Raw genomic sequence first — 14,760 nt, 5'->3', positions numbered from 1 at the left:
CCGGTGAACGGCGCGGACAGACCACTTTGTTAATCCAACCCGTCAAACGTGGCGACATTTTGGGGGGGATACAACCCATGGCGGTATGCCCTCAGCCGAAATTCGCCGCTTTAACGCCGAGTTTGGGCTCAGAATATCAAAGCCTTATGACAAGCGGACGACTGCTTGAGGGCGGGCGCGGCAGGGGCGTGGGGCGTGGGAAGCGGGAGGGGCGCGGCAACCTGTGGGGTGCGGGGCCGGATGGCGGCGCGAATGGGGCCTGCCAAAAAGGATTGCCCGCCGCGGGGGCGGCGGGCAACTGGGGTCGTGCGTGGTGGCGTTACTGCTTGGGCAGCAGAACGCGGTCGATCACGTGGATCACGCCGTTGGACTGCTCGACATCGGCGGTGGTCACGGTGGCGGTGCGGCCGTTTTCATCCGTGAGGGTGATCTTGCCGTTGGTCATCTTGGCTTGCAGCGTGCAGCCGCCCAGCGTCGGAACGGGGTGGTTGCCGCCGTCATCGGCGATCATCCCGGCGATGGCGGTCGACATCGCCTTGGCGCCGACAACGTGGCAGGTGAGGATCTCGGTGAGCTGTTTCTTTGCACCCGGCTGCATCAGGGCGTTCAGCGACTCTGGCTTGACCATGGCGAAGGCGTCATCGGTCGGGGCGAAGACGGTGAAGGGGCCTTCGGAGGCCAGCGTGTCGACGAGGCCGGCCTGCTTGACGGCGGCGACCAGCGTGGTGTGGATCGGCGAGTTCACGGCGTTCTCGACGATGTTGCGCTCGACCAGCATCGGCGCGCCGCCGACGGTGGGGTTGGCGGCCATGGCGGCGCCTGTGGTGAGGGCGGCGGCGGTGGCTGCGAGTGTGAGAGTGCGAAGCATGTGAGGTCCTTCCTGTTGGTGTCATGGGGCGGGATGCCCTTGAGAAGAGACACGGGGGAAGAACGGGCAAAGTTTCAGCAAGCTGCCGAAAAGTTTTGCCGGGGGCCTCAGATCACCTCGGTTTCCAGCGCCGGGCGGGCGGCGGCGATGCGGGCGTATCCCATCGCCGAGAGGTCCAGCGTGGCGTAGCGCCCGAGCGCGATCAGCTCCGCCAGCCCGCGCCCCACGGCGGGGGCCTGTTGCAGCCCGTGGCCGGAGAAGCCGTTGGCGAAGAAGAAGTTTTCCACCTCGGGGGAGGGGCCGACCACGAGGTTGTGGTCGAGCGTGTTCATCGCGTAATGCCCGGCCCATGCATTGACGACCTTCAGCGCCTCGAAGGCCGGGGAGCGGGCGGCGAGCACCGGCCAGATGATGTTTTCAAAATCTTCATGGCGCGGCTCGAAATCGTCAAAATCAACCGCCGTATCGAGGGGCGGGGCGCAGCCGGTGAGAAAATAGCGGCCCTCGGGGCGCACGTAGATGCCCGAGGGGTCGATCATCAGCGGCAGGCGTCCGGCGTTCACGGTGGCGCTGCCCTCGGGGCTGGCGGCGCAGTCGAAGACGAAGCTGGTGCGCTTGCGCGGCTCGACCGGAACATGCAGCCCGGCCATCTGCGCCGTGAGGGCGGCGCGCGGGCCGGAGGCGTTGACGACGGCCCCGGCGGCGATGGTCTCGCCCGAGGCGAGGGTGACATGGGTGATCCGGCTGCCCGCGCGGGTGAGGGCGGTGACTTCGCCCGTCAGCAGTTCGGCCCCCGCATCGCGGGCTCGGGCGCGGTAGCCCTGCATCATCATCGCGCTGTCAAACCAGCCCTCGCCGGAATTGCCGTAGGAGGCGAGGCGGATGTCGTCGGTATTGAGGTGCGGAAAGGCGGCGGCCAGGTCGTCGCGGCTCCAGAGCGACACATCGGCCCCGGCGGCGCGCTGGACGGCGTGATTGGCCCGCAGCGTGGCCTCCTGCTGCGCCGTGGCGGCCAGAAAGAGGTAGCCGCCGGGGTGGTAGCCGAGGGCGGGCCTGTCGGATGGCGTGCCCATGGTGTCGGGCCAGTCGGCAATGACCTGCCCGGCGTGGAGCGACATGGCGACATTGGTGGGATGCGAGAACTGCACCCGGATCGAGGAGGAGGAGAGGGCGGTGGAGGCGCGGGCAAAGCTCGGGTCGCGCTCGATCACGAGGATGCTGCCGCTGTAGTGCGGCGAGGTGGCGAGGTGCCAGGCCACCGAGGCGCCAATGACTGCGCCGCCGATGATCACGGTGTCATAGGAGGTGCGGGCGGGGCGGTGGTGCGGCATGGGTCATCCGGGCAGGTGGCTGCCCGGATGGTTTGGCCAAAATCGTCCCGTTTGCAAGGGACGTCGGGTTGGGCGTCAGGCGGTGATGCCGCGCTCGATGCGGGCGTATTGCGCCTTGCGGGCGGCATCGCTGGTCGTGGGCTGGCGCAATGCGGCCTTGGTTGCCGGGTGCGCGCCTTCGGCGGGCTGGCGCTTGGCGGCCTCGGTCATGTGCTTGAGGGCGGTGTTGGGGGTGCTTTCGGGGGTCTTGTCTGTCATCGGACTGGTCCTCCTTGGAGTCACAAGGTAGGGCCGGTTCGGACCTTTATCAAGGGTTCGCTCACTCGCAGGTTGAGGAGCTTTCGCCCCGAAGCGGATCCGGGGCGAAAAGATGCGAAGCAGTGGTGGGGCCGGTCCCGGCTCAGGCCACGAAGCGGCTCACGAGGTTTTCCAGCTTTTCCTGCTTGCCGGAGCGCGGCTCGGGGTTGATGCCGTCTTTCGCCACGCGTTCGGCGATGCTGGCGAGGTCGGAGGTGAGCATGGCCTTGTTGGCGGGCGCGTTCCAGCCGGCGTAGCGGGCGTCGAGCGCGGCTTGCAGGGAGCCTTCCTCGATCATCGCATGGGCTTTCTTGAGGCCGAGGGCGCAGATGTCCATCGCGCCGACATGGCCGGCCACGAGGTCTTCGGGGTCGAGCGACTGGCGGCGCAGTTTGGCGTCGAAGTTGGTGCCGCCACTGGTGAAGCCGCCTGCCTTGAGGATCTCGTAATAGGCGAGGGTGGTTTCGCGCAGGGAGACCGGGAACTGGTCGGTATCCCAGCCGGATTGATAGTCGTTCCGATTCATGTCGACCGAGCCGAGGATGCCGAGGGAGGCGGCGAGCGCCAGCTCGTGCTCGAAGCTATGGCCGGCGAGGATGGCGTGGCCCTGCTCGATGTTGACCTTCACTTCGCCCTCAAGGCCGAAGTCCTTGAGGAAGCCATAAACGGTGGCGACATCGTAATCATACTGGTGCTTGGTCGGCTCCTGCGGCTTGGGTTCGATTAGGATCGCGCCTTTGAAGCCTTGCTTGCGGGCGTAGTCGACCACCATGCAGAGCATCCGGCCCGCCTGTTCGCGCTCGCGGGCGAGGTCGGTGTTCAGCAGGGTCTCGTAGCCCTCACGCCCGCCCCAGAGCACGTAGTTTTCGCCGCCGAGCTTGATGGTGGCATCGAGGCAGGTCTTGATCGTGGCGGCGGAGAAGGCGAACACATCCGGGTCGGGGTTGGTGGCCGCGCCCGACATGAAGCGGCGGTGGGAGAAGAGGTTGGCGGTGCCCCAGAGCAGCTTGGTTTTCGCGCTCTCCATCTTGGTACCGATGTAATCGACCATCTCTTCGAGGTTGGCGGTGTTCTCGGCAAAGCCCGCGCCCTCGGGGCGGATGTCGACATCGTGGAAGCAGAAGTAGGGCTGGCCGAGGATGGCGAAGAGATCAAACGCCGCGTCGGCCTTGGCCTTCGCCTTCTCCATTTCATTGCCGAACCATGGGCGCTCGAAGGTGCGCCCGCCGAAGGGGTCGCCGCCCTCCCAGGCGAAGCTGTGCCACCAGGCGACGGCGAAGCGCAGGTGCTCCTCAAGCGTCTTGCCGCCCAGCATTTCGGAAGGGTTGTAATGGCGGAAGGCCAGCGGGTTAAGGCTTTCGGGGCCTTCGTAGCGGGTGGCTTCGATACCGGCGAAGTAGGACATCAAGAGAGGCCTTTCAGGGCTTTGTAGGTGGCTTGGTAACGGGCGTGGGCCTGCGCGAAGGCGTCAGTCAGCGCGGCTTGCGGCTCGATCACGCGGGCGATTGCGGGGCGCTTGGCCACCTCCGGCCCGGCGCCGGTGGCGGCCATGAGGGCGAGGCGGGCGGCGCCGTAGGCTCCCCCGAAGTCGCCCGCCACCGGGATTTCGACCGGCACGTTCAGCGAGGTGGCGATGGCGGAAAGCCAGTAGTCGGAGCGCGAGCCGCCGCCGACGGCGAGGATGCTGTCGTAGGTGGTGCCGGTGGCGGCCAGCGCATCGTGGCAGTCGCGGATCGCGTGGGTGACGCCTTCGAGCACGGCGCGGGTGCCGGCGTCGAGGTCGGTCACATGCTCGATGCCGGTGAGGGAGCCGCGGATGGCCGCATCGTTGTGGGGCGTGCGCTCGCCGCCGAGGTAAGGCAGGAACATCGCCCGGCCCGGCGCCTTCAGCGGGCCGAGCTCGGAGGTGAGCTGGGCGGCGGGCGAGCCGGTGAGGCGGGCATACCATTCGAGCGCATCGGTGGCGGCGAGGATCACCCCCATCTGGTGCCAGATGCCGGGCAGCGAGTGGCAGAAGGTGTGCACCGAGGTTTCGGGGGCGGGGGCGTAGGCCTCGGTTGCGGCCAGAAGCACGCCGGAGGTGCCGAGCGAGACGAAAGCCTGCCCCTTGCCGACCACGCCGACGCCCACGGCGGAGCAGGCGTTGTCACCGCCGCCGCCTGCGACCACCACGTTCGGCCCCATGCCCCAGCGCGTGGCCAGCTCGGGGCGCAGGGTGCCGGAGGCTTCGGAGCCTTCGACGAGGCTCGGCATCTGCTCGCGGGTCAGGCCGGAGGCGGCAAGCAGCGTGTCGGACCAGTCGCGCGCGCCGGTGTCGAGCCATGAGGTGCCGGAGGCGTCGGACATTTCCGAAACGGCCTCGCCGGTCAGCCAGTAGCGCAGGTAGTCCTTGGGCAGGAAGACGCGGGCGATGCGCTCGCGCAGGGCGGGTTCGTGGCTGGCCATCCAGTGCAGCTTGGGGGCGGTGAAGCCGGGGAAGACGATATTGCCGGAGATCGCGCGCCAGGGGGCGTCGGCGTCGAGCGCGGCGGCCTCGTCGGCGGCGCGGGTGTCGTTCCACAGGATCGCGGGGCGCAGCACCTCGTCGGCGGCATCGACGCAGACCGCGCCGTGCATCTGCCCCGAAAGGCCGATGCCCTGCACGCGGGCCAGCGGGTGGCGGGCGGCGAGCGCATCGAGCGCGGCTTCGGTGGCCGAGAGCCAGTCGGCGGGCGATTGCTCGGACCAGCCGGGGTGGGGGCGCTGCACGGTGAGCGGGGCATGGGCCTCGCCCACCACGTTTTGGGCATCGTCGATGAGCACGGCCTTGAGGCCGGAGGTGCCGAGATCCAGGCCGAGAAACATCAGGCGGGTTCCTGTGTGCTTTCGCGCAAGGGGTTCTTGCCGAGAATGATCATCGAGAGGATGTCGTCTTCGGTCACATCCTCCACCCGCTCGGTGCCGACAAGCTGGCCGTTCTTCATCACCGAAACCCGGTCGCAGAGGTCGAGCATTTCGCGGGTGTCGTGGGAGATCAGGAAGATGCCGAGGCCCTGCGCCTTCAGCTCCTGAATCAGATCCGCGACCATCTGGGTTTCATGCACGCCAAGGGCGGCGGTCGGCTCGTCCATGATCAGGATGCGGGCGTTGAAATAGACCGCGCGGGCAATGGCGACCGACTGGCGCTGACCGCCGGAAAGCGCCGAGACCGGCTCCTTGTGCTTTTTGAAGTTGGGGTTGAGGCGCGCCATGATCTTGCGCGTCTCGGCCTCCTGCTTGGCATCATCGACAAAGCCGAGCGGGGTGGTCAGCTCGCGCCCGAGAAACAGGTTGGCGGCGGCATCGAGATTGTCGGCCAGAGCGAGGGTCTGGTAGATGGTTTCGATGTTGTAGCGCCGCGCGTCGCGGGGCGACTCGATGGTGGCTTTCTCGCCCTGGATGCGGATTTCGCCGCTGTCCATGTGATAGGCGCCGGAGAGGATCTTGATGAGGGTCGATTTGCCCGCGCCGTTGTGGCCGAGCAGGCCGACGACCTCGCCGGGGTAAAGATCAATGCTCACGTGATCGACGGCGTGGATGCCGCCGAAGGAGATGCAGATGTCCTTCATCTCCACGAGGGGGGTCTGGCTCATGTCGGTCATTTGGCTCTCCCGCGGTAGAGAATGTCGAGGAACACGGCCAGCACCAGCACCGAGCCGACGACGACCTGCTGGATCGCGGCGTCGAAGCCGATCAGGACCATGCCGGTTTGCAGGCTCTGCATCACCAGCGCGCCGAGGATGGCGCCGTAGATGGTGCCGACGCCGCCCGCGAGCGAGGTGCCGCCGATGACGGCGGAGGCGATGACGTAAAGTTCGTCGAGCGTGCCGAGCGAGTTGGTCGCCGAGTTGAGGCGGGCCGAAGCGACAACCGCCGACAGGCCCGCAAGGCCGCCCATGATGGCGAAGATCTTCACCGTCATCAGGCGCGAGTTGATACCGGCCAGCTCTGCCGCCTCGGGGTTGCCGCCGATAGCATACACGTAGCGCCCGAAGCGGGTCATGTTCATCAGGATGGTCATGACGATGGCGACGGCGAGCAGGATCAGCACCGGGATGGCGAAGCCGTGCGAGATGAAGAGGCCGCCTTCGGGCACGGTGAGGCCCTCGGCCTCGGCGTAGCGGCGCACGATGCCGCGCGGCCAGGGGTAGGCGTTGACCAGCAGCACCGCGCCGATGACGAGGCCGCAGCCGAGCGCGCCGAGCACGCATTCGGCCCAGACCGGGCGCAGCGGCGAGTGGAACTTGCGGCGCTGGCGGCGGCCCCAGAGCAGCAGCCCGACGATGGCGGCGCAGGCGAGTGCGCCGACGATCCAGCTTCCGACCGCGCCGACAGAGCCATAGGGGCCGCCGCCGAGCAGGGTGAAGGTGGCATCCACCGGCGAGATGGTTTCGCCCCGCGCCACGAGGAAGGCGGCGCCGCGCCACACCAGCAGCCCGCCGAGGGTGACGATGAAGGCGGGGATCTTGCCGTAGGCGATGAGCACGCCATGGAGGCTGCCGATGCCCGCGCCAAGCGCGATGCCGCAGAGCGCGGCGATGACCCAGATCATCGGGTGCCCGAGGCCGAGCCACGCGGGCAGCACATCGACCTGGATCACGCCCATGGTGATGGCGCAGAAGCCGAGGATCGAGCCGACCGAGAGGTCGATGTGGCGGGTGATGATGACCAGCACCATGCCGCAGGCCATGATCCCGATGGAAGAGGTCTGGACCGAGAGGTTCCAGAGGTTGCGGGGGGTGAGGAAGGCGCCGAAGCCGTTGACCAGCGCGCCGTAGAGGTGAAAGCCGACCCAGATCAGAGCCAGGGCGCCGACCATGCCCAGAAGGCGGGTGTCGAGCTCGGTGGCGTCGAGAAAGCCGCGCAGGCCGGTGCTGGTGTGATGTGGCTGGTTGGCCGGATCGTTCTCGGCCGGAATGTCGGTGGTCTGGCTGCTCATGCCTTCCTCCCCAAAAAGGCGGTGCCCGTTGCCGGGCGGGGTGCCCCGGCGCCGCAATGGGTGCCGGGGCGATTGTTATCGCGTGGGCCTCAGCAGCCGTTCACGCCGTCCATCGCGCCTTCGCAGGCCTGCTCCTTGGAGATGTGGCCGGCCTCGATGGCGTCACCGATGTTGTCCTTGGTGATCGGGGTCGGCGCGAGGAAGATTGCGCTCATTTCGACACCCTTCTCACCGCCGGACCACATTTCGGCACCCTCGACGTCGCCCATGGCGGAGCCACCGGCCAGAGCCACGGCGATATCGGCCGCGGCCTTGCCGAGCTGGCGGCTGTCTTTCCAGACCGACACGGTCTGGGTGCCGCGTGCGACGCGGTTGATGGCGGCAAGATCGCCGTCCTGCCCGCCGACCGGGATACCGTCGAGGCCCTGAGCGGCCAGAGCGGCGATCACGCCACCGGCCATGCCGTCATTCTCGGCCAGCACGGCGTCGATGTCGTTGCCGGTGGAGGTGAGGCACTGCTCCATGTTCTTCTGGGCGTTGTCGGGCTTCCAGCCGTCGGTGAAGCTCTCGCAGGCGATCGTGATCTTGCCGGATTCGACGTCGGCGCCGATCACTTCCATCATGCCTTCGAGCAGGAAGAGCGCGTTGGGGTCGCCCTTGTCGCCCTTGATGATGGCGATGTTGCCCTCGGGCTGCGCGGCGGTGACTTCCTGCGCGATGATCGAGCCCACACCCTTGTTGTCGAAGGTGATGTAGAAGGTGCGGTCATCTTCGATCAGGCGGTCGTAGCCGACCACCGGGATGCCTTCGGCGTCCGCGGCGTCGATCGCCGGGCCGATGGCGTCCTTGTCCATCGCCAGGATGATCAGCGCATCGGCGCCTTGGGTGATGAGCGACTCGACGTCGGTGAGCTGCTTGGCGGCAGAGGCCTGCGCATCAGCCGAAATATAGGTGGCGCCAGCGGCTTCGAGCGCGGCCTTGATGGCGGCTTCGTCGGTTTTCCAGCGCTCTTCCTGGAAGTTCGACCAGCTTACGCCAACGGTAACACCGTGGCTTTCGGCAAGTGCAGATGTGGTGAAGGCCGCCGATGCCATCGCGGCGGCGAGAAAGGTCTTTTTCATGATGTCCTCCCAAAGGTCCAGCCCGGCCTGCCCGGAGGCGCAGCTGGGCACCCGACTCTTTCGTTCGGGCAGGGTCGAGAGTGGCAACCTTTCATTTGGTTGTCAAAATAAATGTTGGGACATTCGTGGTCGCTCGGGGGGTAACCAGTTGATAACGGATTAAATCCTTGCGCAACGGCCCGGTCATGTGGCTAGATCATTGGCAGGGAGTGAACATTAACTTGATAAGTTGAAGCAATGCAGCTCGATCTTTCGGATAGGGAGGCTGAGGAGACGGTGCAGCTTGCGGGCTGCGGCCCGATCCGCATGGCCGGAGGTGGCGAGCTTGCCGGCCCGCTGCGCCAGCTGGCCTATGAGCGCATCCGCAGTGCCGGGCAGATCGCCCGGGTCGACCTGGCCCGCGTGCTCGATGTCAGCCCGGCCACGGTGACGGCGGTGGTGTCGGAGCTGCTCGCCGCCGCGCTGGTCGAAGAGGTCGAGGGCACGGCCCGCCCCGGCGCACGCGGCCGCCCCCCGGTGGCGCTGAGGGTGCGGGGAGGCGCGGGCTATGTCATCGGCATCAAGCTGGCCGAGTTCAAGCACACCGCCGTTCTGACCGACATGACCGGCACCACGCTGGCCTCTTCCACCCTGCCGCGCAGTGCCCATGCCCGCTCGCTGAAGGCGGTGCTCGAAGAGGCCGCGCGCCTCGTCGATGACGTGACCGCGCGCGCCGGGGTCACGCGGGATCAGGTGATCGCCCTCGGCGCGGGCCTGCCCGGGCTGGTCGACCACCCCGAGGGCCGCGTGCTGTGGTCGTCGGTGCTGGAGGGCGAGGACGTGGCCCTCGCACACCGCCTCACCGAGCGGCTCGGCATCCCGGCCTGGATCGACAATGACACCAACCTGCTCACCCTCGCCGAACTGTGGTTCGGCCGCGGCCGGATGGCGCGTGACTTTGCGGTGGTTTCCATCGAGCAGGGGGTGGGCATGGGGCTGGTGCTGGGCCAGAGCCTCTATCGCGGGGCGCATTCGCTGGCGCTGGAACTGGGCCACACCAAGGTGCAGCTCGACGGGGCGCTCTGTCGCTGTGGCCAGCGCGGCTGCCTTGAGGCCTATACCTCTGACTATGCGCTGGTGCGCGAGGCCCATACCGCGCTGGAACTGGGAAGCCACCTGCAACTCTCGCCCCAGATGGTGCTCGAAAGCCTGCACGACCGCGCCAAGGCGGGCAACGAGGGCGCGCGCAACATCTTCCGCCGGGCGGGTCGCTACATGGCGGCGGGGCTTGCCAATGTGATCAACCTGTTCGACCCCTCGCTGGTGATCCTCTCGGGCGAGCGGATGCAGTACCAATACCTCTACGCCGAGGAGGTGATGCGCGAGATGGGAGAGCTGATCGTGGGCCGGGGCCGCCGGCCGCCGGATGTGGCGGTGAACACATGGGGCGATCTGGTCTGGGCAAGGGGCGCGGCGGCGCTGGCGCTGGACATTGCCGCGCAAAAGCTTGCGGGGCGGGACGCGGCGTGACGGTGCGCGCGTTCACGGCCGGGCTGCTCGCCCTCCTTGCCGTGCCGGCCCTGGCCGAGCCGCGCTTTGTGCCGGTGGAGCTGCCGGTGGAGCACATCTATGCCGGTGGCTGGGAGCATTTTGTCGGCGGTGGCGTGGCGGTGTTCGACTGCTCGGGCGACGGCTTGCCCGAGATCGTCGCGGCAGGCGGCGAGGCCCCGGCCACGCTGCTGCTGAACGGCGGCGCCATGGCGTTCCGCCCCGGCGCCTTCCCCGAATACACCCATGTCTCCGGCGCCTTCCCGGTGGATATCGACAGCGACGGGCAGAGCGACCTCGTGCTCACCCGCGTGGGCGAAAACATCCTGCTTCGCGGCACCGGCAACTGTGGCTTCGAGCCCGCCGATTGGGGCTTTGACGGCGGGACGCGCTGGAGCACCGCCTTCTCGGCCACATGGGAGGCGGGGCAAAGCTGGCCCACGCTCGCCTTCGGCAATTATGTCGACCGCGACAACCCCGACGGCCCCTTCGAGGCCTGCGACGTGAACCACCTCTACCGCCCCGGCCCCGAGGGCTATGGCCCCGTCACCACGCTGGAGCCGGGCTTCTGCGCCCTCTCCATCCTGTTCTCCGACTGGGCCCGGCGCGGGCAGCAGGACCTGCGCATCTCCAACGACCGGCACTACTACGTGAGCGGGGGCACCGAGCAGATGTGGCGGCTCGACCCCGCCCCGCGCCTGCTGGCCGAGGCAGAGGGCTTCGAGCCGGTCTCGATCTGGGGCATGGGCATCGCCAGCCGCGACCTCACCGGCGATGGCCGCCCAGAGGTGATGCTGACCTCGATGGGCGACCAGGTGCTGATGGAATGGGACGGGAGCGGCTACGTGCGGGCGCCCTGGGAGCGTGGTGCCACGGCGACCAAGCCGCATACCGGTGAGGATGGCCGACCGAGCACGGGATGGCACGCGGAGTTTGGCGATGTCGACAACGATGGCCTGGCCGATCTGTTCATCGCCAAGGGCAATGTCGATCAGATGCCGGGCATGGCGATGGATGATCCCAACAACCTGCTGATGCAGGATGCCGAGGGCGTGTTTCACGAGGCGGCGGCGCAGGCCGGGGTGGCCTCGGGGGCGCGGTCCCGTGGCGCGGCGCTGGCCGATCTCGACGGCGACGGGCGGCTCGATCTGGTGGTGGTCAACCGCCGCGCGCCGATGGAGGTTTACCGGAATGTTACCGAAGGCACCGGCCACTGGCTGGCCGTGCAGCCGTTGCAGGACGGGGCCAACCGCGATGCCGTGGGCGCCTGGGTCGAGGTGCGGGCCGGTGGCCGGACCGAGGCGCAGGAGCGCACCATCGGCGGTGGTCATGCCGGGGCGCAGCTGATGCCGCTGCATTTCGGGTTGGGCGAGGCGGAAGAGGCTGAGGCGCGGGTGATCTGGCCGGACGGGACGGTTGGTCCCTGGGTGCAGGTGCAGGCGGGCCAGAGCTACCGGGTGGCCTATCCGGGCGTTCTCTTCTGGGTCAACTGACCCCGGCCAGCCCGTCGAGCGCCAGCCCGGCGACCAGCGCCGCGTAATCATCGCGCTCTGTGGGCGTCGCCCTCGGCTGCCACATGTGAAACCAGTTGAGCATCCCGAATACCGACATGGTGACATCGCGCATCCGCGCCTTGCTTGCCGCCAGCTCCGGCGGGGCCAGCGCCGCCAGCGCCGCCGAGACCCGGCGCACCATGTCGCGCTGGTAGTCCTTCAGCACTGCCTGGCTCTCTTCGGGCAGGGTGGAAAGCGCGCTCATCTGGAGCTGGTGCTTGTGGTCGGCGCCCTCGTAATCGCGCAGGATGACACGCAGCATCGCCACCAGCCGGGGCCGGGCCTCGGCCTCTTCGGCCTCCACCGCGCGGATGCGGTCGCGCAGGCGCTTCAGGTGCACGTCGAGAATATCGAAAAGCAGCGCCTCCTTGCTGGAATAATAGTGATAGATCAGCGCCTTGGACACGCCGCAGGCCCGCGCCACCTCGGCCATGGAGGCCCGGTCATAGCCGCTTGTCGCAAAGACCCGCGCCGCCGTGAGCAGGATGTCGCGGCGCTTTTCCTCGTGATCTGCGGCAATCGGGCGGGCCATGGCCTATTCCTTCGGGCGGTTGTCGACCACCCTTTGCGCCTTGCCCTGCGAGCGGGCAACCCCCTCGGGGTCATGCACCTCGATCCGCGCGGTGATGCCGACGACCGACTTGATGTGATGCGCCAGCTCCTTGGCGGAGGTCTCCCGCGCCGCGCTGCCCTCGGCGGTGCATTCGCAATGCACGGTCAGCGCATCCATCCGCCCCGCGCGGGTCAGCTCGATCTGGAAATGCGGCGCGAGGCCCCGGCATTTCAGCAATTGCTCCTCGATCTGGGTGGGAAACACGTTGACCCCGCGCAGGATGATCATGTCATCGCTGCGCCCGGTCACCTTCTCCATCCGCCGCATCGAGCGGGCGGTGCCGGGCAGCAGGCGGGTGAGGTCGCGGGTGCGGTAGCGGATGATCGGCATCCCCTCCTTGGTCAGCGTGGTGAACACCAGCTCTCCCAGCTGGCCATCTTCCACCGGCGCGCCGGTTTCGGGGTTGATGATCTCGGGGAAGAAGTGATCTTCCCAGATGTGCAGCCCGTCCTTGGTTTCTACACACTCGTTCGCCACGCCGGGGCCCATCACCTCCGATAGCCCATAGATATCAACCGCATGCATGTTGAACGCCTGTTCAATTTCCTGCCGCATCGCGTTGGTCCATGGCTCTGCCCCGAAGATCCCCACCTTCAGCGGGCTTTGCGCCGGGTCCAGCCCGGCGGCGCGATACTGGTCGAGGATCGAGAGCATGTAGGAGGGGGTGACCATGATGATCGACGCGCCGAAATCCTCGATCAGCGTCACCTGCCGCTCGGTCATCCCGCCCGAGACGGGCACCACGGTGCAGCCCAGCTTCTCGGCGCCGTAATGCGCCCCCAGCCCGCCGGTAAACAGCCCGTAGCCATAGGCGACATGGATCACATCGCCCGGCTTGCCGCCCGAGGCGCGGATCGAGCGGGCGACGAGGCCGGCCCATGTGTCGATGTCCTTCGCGGTATAGCCGACGACCGTGGGCTTGCCGGTGGTGCCCGAGGAGGCATGCAGGCGGTTGATGCGCTCCCGCGGCACGGCGAAGAGGCCGAAGGGGTAGTTGTCACGCAGGTCGGATTTGACCGTGAAGGGGAACTTGGCGAGGTCTTTCAGGCTCTTGAGATCATCGGGGTGAACGCCCGCCGCCTCGAACTTCGCGCGGTAGAACGGCACGTTTTCATAGGCATGGGCGAGCGACCACTTCAGGCGCTCGAGTTGCAGTGCCTCGATCTCGTCGCGCGAGGCGATCTCGATCGGCTCCAGCGTGTCGCGGGGTGGGGTGAGGTCGATCATTGCTCTGTCCCTTCGTCGAAGAGGCTGCCGGGGATGGCGCGGGAGAGGCCGCGGAACTGGGCGATCACGCGGCCATCGTCGCCCGTTACGGTCACATCGGTCAGCCCGGTGCGGCCTTGCAGGGAGGTCTCATTCGCCTGCGCCGTGAGGGTTTCGCCAAGGCGACCCGGCGCGAGATAGGTGATCTGGTTCTGCTGGGCCACGGTGGACTGGTTGCGGCTGTTGCAGGCGAAGGCGAAGGCAGAATCGGCCAGCGCGAAGATCACCCCGCCGTGGCAGATGCCGTGCCCGTTGCAATGGTGCGGCTCCACGGTGAGGCTCAGGCGCGCGGAGCCTTCGCCCACCTCGCCCAGCTCCATGCCGAGCCATTTGGAGGCGGCATCCTGCGCCCACATCGCCTTGGCAGAGCGGGCGGCGCGCTCCTGCGGGGTCATCCCTTGGCCCCGAAGTTGGGCGCGCGTTTGCCGAGGAAGGCGGCGACGCCCTCGGCATAATCCGGGTGGGCGCCGCAGAGCTTCTGGGTTTGCGCCTCAAGGTCGAGCTGCTCGTCCATCGTGTTGGAAGTGGCGGCGTGGAGCGCCTGCTTGATCTGCCCCAGCCCGTGGGTGGGCCCCCGGCTGAGCTTTTCGGCAAGGGCGCGGGCCTCGGACATGAGGGCGTCATCGGGCAGGGCTTTCCAGATCAAGCCCCAGTCAGCCGCTGTTTCGGCGGGCAGCGGCTCGGCGGTGAGGGCGAGGGCCTTGGCGCGGGCCATGCCGACGAGATGGGGCAGGGACCACGTGCCGCCGGAATCGGGCACGAGGCCGATCTTGCCGAAGCTCTGGATGAACTTGGCGGAGTGGGCGGCCAGCACGATGTCGCAGGCCAGCGCCACATTGGCCCCGGCTCCGGCGGCCACGCCGTTGACGGCGCAGATGACCGGGCAGGGCAGGGCGCGGATCTGGCGGACCAGCGGGTTGTAGAAGTTGGTGAGGGTTTGCGAGAGGTCGGGCGTGCCCTCCATCTTGGCAGGGTCGCGGTCTCCCAGGTCCTGCCCGGCGCAAAATCCGCGGCCTGCGCCGGTGAGCAGCACCGCGCGGGCGCTTGCAGCGCCGTCCAGCGCCGCCCGCAGCGCCAGATGCATCTCCTCGTTGAAACTGTTGAGTTTTTCCGGCCGGTTCAGGGTGATCTCCACCCAGCCGCCATGCGACTCGACGCCTATCGTTTCGCTCATTTCGTGGTCCTCCCTGCGGAATCGTTTGCATAAACCGTCCGGTTGGTCAATTA

General features: G+C 67.7%; 14 protein-coding genes. 2 read left to right on the top strand and 12 right to left on the bottom strand.

What is annotated here, in order from left to right:
- Positions 1 to 319 precede the first annotated feature (319 nt).
- The 8 genes from GTH22_RS09065 to GTH22_RS09030 form a co-directional block, all read right to left on the bottom strand.
- Positions 320 to 868 (bottom strand): fasciclin domain-containing protein, encoded by a 549-nt coding sequence (locus GTH22_RS09065; RefSeq protein WP_252944867.1) that lies wholly within the window; start codon positions 866 to 868, stop codon positions 320 to 322.
- 107 nt (positions 869 to 975) lie between these two features.
- Positions 976 to 2,199, bottom strand: coding sequence for an FAD-binding oxidoreductase (locus GTH22_RS09060; protein WP_252944866.1), 1,224 nt, complete (start codon positions 2,197 to 2,199; stop codon positions 976 to 978).
- A gap of 75 nt (positions 2,200 to 2,274) precedes the next feature.
- The gene (locus GTH22_RS09055; RefSeq protein WP_252944865.1) at positions 2,275 to 2,457 is read right to left on the bottom strand and encodes a hypothetical protein; all 183 of its coding nucleotides are present in this window, start codon (positions 2,455 to 2,457) and stop codon (positions 2,275 to 2,277) included.
- Between the two features lie 142 nt (positions 2,458 to 2,599).
- Positions 2,600 to 3,904: a xylose isomerase gene (gene xylA, locus GTH22_RS09050; protein ID WP_252944864.1), complete on the bottom strand. Its 1,305-nt coding sequence runs from the start codon at positions 3,902 to 3,904 to the stop codon at positions 2,600 to 2,602.
- Positions 3,901 to 5,340 carry a xylulokinase gene (gene xylB / locus GTH22_RS09045; RefSeq protein ID WP_252944863.1) on the bottom strand — a complete coding sequence of 480 codons (1,440 nt, stop codon included), beginning with the start codon at positions 5,338 to 5,340 and terminating at the stop codon, positions 3,901 to 3,903. The genes xylA and xylB overlap by 4 nt, the downstream gene beginning before the upstream one ends.
- Positions 5,340 to 6,116 carry an ATP-binding cassette domain-containing protein gene (locus GTH22_RS09040; protein ID WP_252944862.1) on the bottom strand — a complete coding sequence of 259 codons (777 nt, stop codon included), beginning with the start codon at positions 6,114 to 6,116 and terminating at the stop codon, positions 5,340 to 5,342. The genes xylB and GTH22_RS09040 overlap by 1 nt, the downstream gene beginning before the upstream one ends.
- The gene (locus GTH22_RS09035; RefSeq protein WP_371928335.1) at positions 6,113 to 7,453 is read right to left on the bottom strand and encodes a sugar ABC transporter permease; all 1,341 of its coding nucleotides are present in this window, start codon (positions 7,451 to 7,453) and stop codon (positions 6,113 to 6,115) included. Before GTH22_RS09035 ends, GTH22_RS09040 begins: the two co-directional genes overlap by 4 nt.
- A gap of 89 nt (positions 7,454 to 7,542) precedes the next feature.
- Positions 7,543 to 8,574 carry a substrate-binding domain-containing protein gene (locus GTH22_RS09030; protein ID WP_252944861.1) on the bottom strand — a complete coding sequence of 344 codons (1,032 nt, stop codon included), beginning with the start codon at positions 8,572 to 8,574 and terminating at the stop codon, positions 7,543 to 7,545.
- Positions 8,575 to 8,811: 237 nt separating this feature from the next.
- On the opposite strand from GTH22_RS09030, the gene GTH22_RS09025 reads away from it, so the two are divergent.
- Positions 8,812 to 10,083, top strand: coding sequence for an ROK family protein (locus tag GTH22_RS09025; protein WP_252944860.1), 1,272 nt, complete (start codon positions 8,812 to 8,814; stop codon positions 10,081 to 10,083).
- Positions 10,080 to 11,594: a CRTAC1 family protein gene (locus tag GTH22_RS09020; RefSeq protein ID WP_371928334.1), complete on the top strand. Its 1,515-nt coding sequence runs from the start codon at positions 10,080 to 10,082 to the stop codon at positions 11,592 to 11,594. The genes GTH22_RS09025 and GTH22_RS09020 overlap by 4 nt, the downstream gene beginning before the upstream one ends.
- Here GTH22_RS09020 and GTH22_RS09015 read toward each other — a convergent pair.
- Genes GTH22_RS09015 through paaG form a run of 4 tightly spaced genes read right to left on the bottom strand, consistent with a single transcriptional unit; the run spans position 11,587 to position 14,707 of the window.
- Positions 11,587 to 12,186: a TetR/AcrR family transcriptional regulator gene (locus GTH22_RS09015; RefSeq protein WP_252944859.1), complete on the bottom strand. Its 600-nt coding sequence runs from the start codon at positions 12,184 to 12,186 to the stop codon at positions 11,587 to 11,589. The genes GTH22_RS09020 and GTH22_RS09015 overlap by 8 nt on opposite strands.
- A gap of 3 nt (positions 12,187 to 12,189) precedes the next feature.
- Positions 12,190 to 13,494, bottom strand: a complete 1,305-nt coding sequence (gene paaK, locus GTH22_RS09010) for a phenylacetate--CoA ligase PaaK (RefSeq protein ID WP_252944858.1) — start codon at positions 13,492 to 13,494, stop codon at positions 12,190 to 12,192.
- Positions 13,491 to 13,928, bottom strand: coding sequence for a hydroxyphenylacetyl-CoA thioesterase PaaI (gene paaI / locus GTH22_RS09005; RefSeq protein ID WP_252944857.1), 438 nt, complete (start codon positions 13,926 to 13,928; stop codon positions 13,491 to 13,493). Before paaI ends, paaK begins: the two co-directional genes overlap by 4 nt.
- Positions 13,925 to 14,707, bottom strand: a complete 783-nt coding sequence (gene paaG, locus GTH22_RS09000; RefSeq protein ID WP_252944856.1) for a 2-(1,2-epoxy-1,2-dihydrophenyl)acetyl-CoA isomerase PaaG — start codon at positions 14,705 to 14,707, stop codon at positions 13,925 to 13,927. Before paaG ends, paaI begins: the two co-directional genes overlap by 4 nt.
- Positions 14,708 to 14,760 lie beyond the last annotated feature (53 nt).

Source organism: Oceanicola sp. 502str15 (assembly GCF_024105635.1).
Taxonomy (GTDB): Bacteria; Pseudomonadota; Alphaproteobacteria; order Rhodobacterales; family Rhodobacteraceae; genus Vannielia.
Note: the sequence above shows the minus strand (reverse complement) of the source record. Positions and strands in the feature narration are given on the sequence as shown.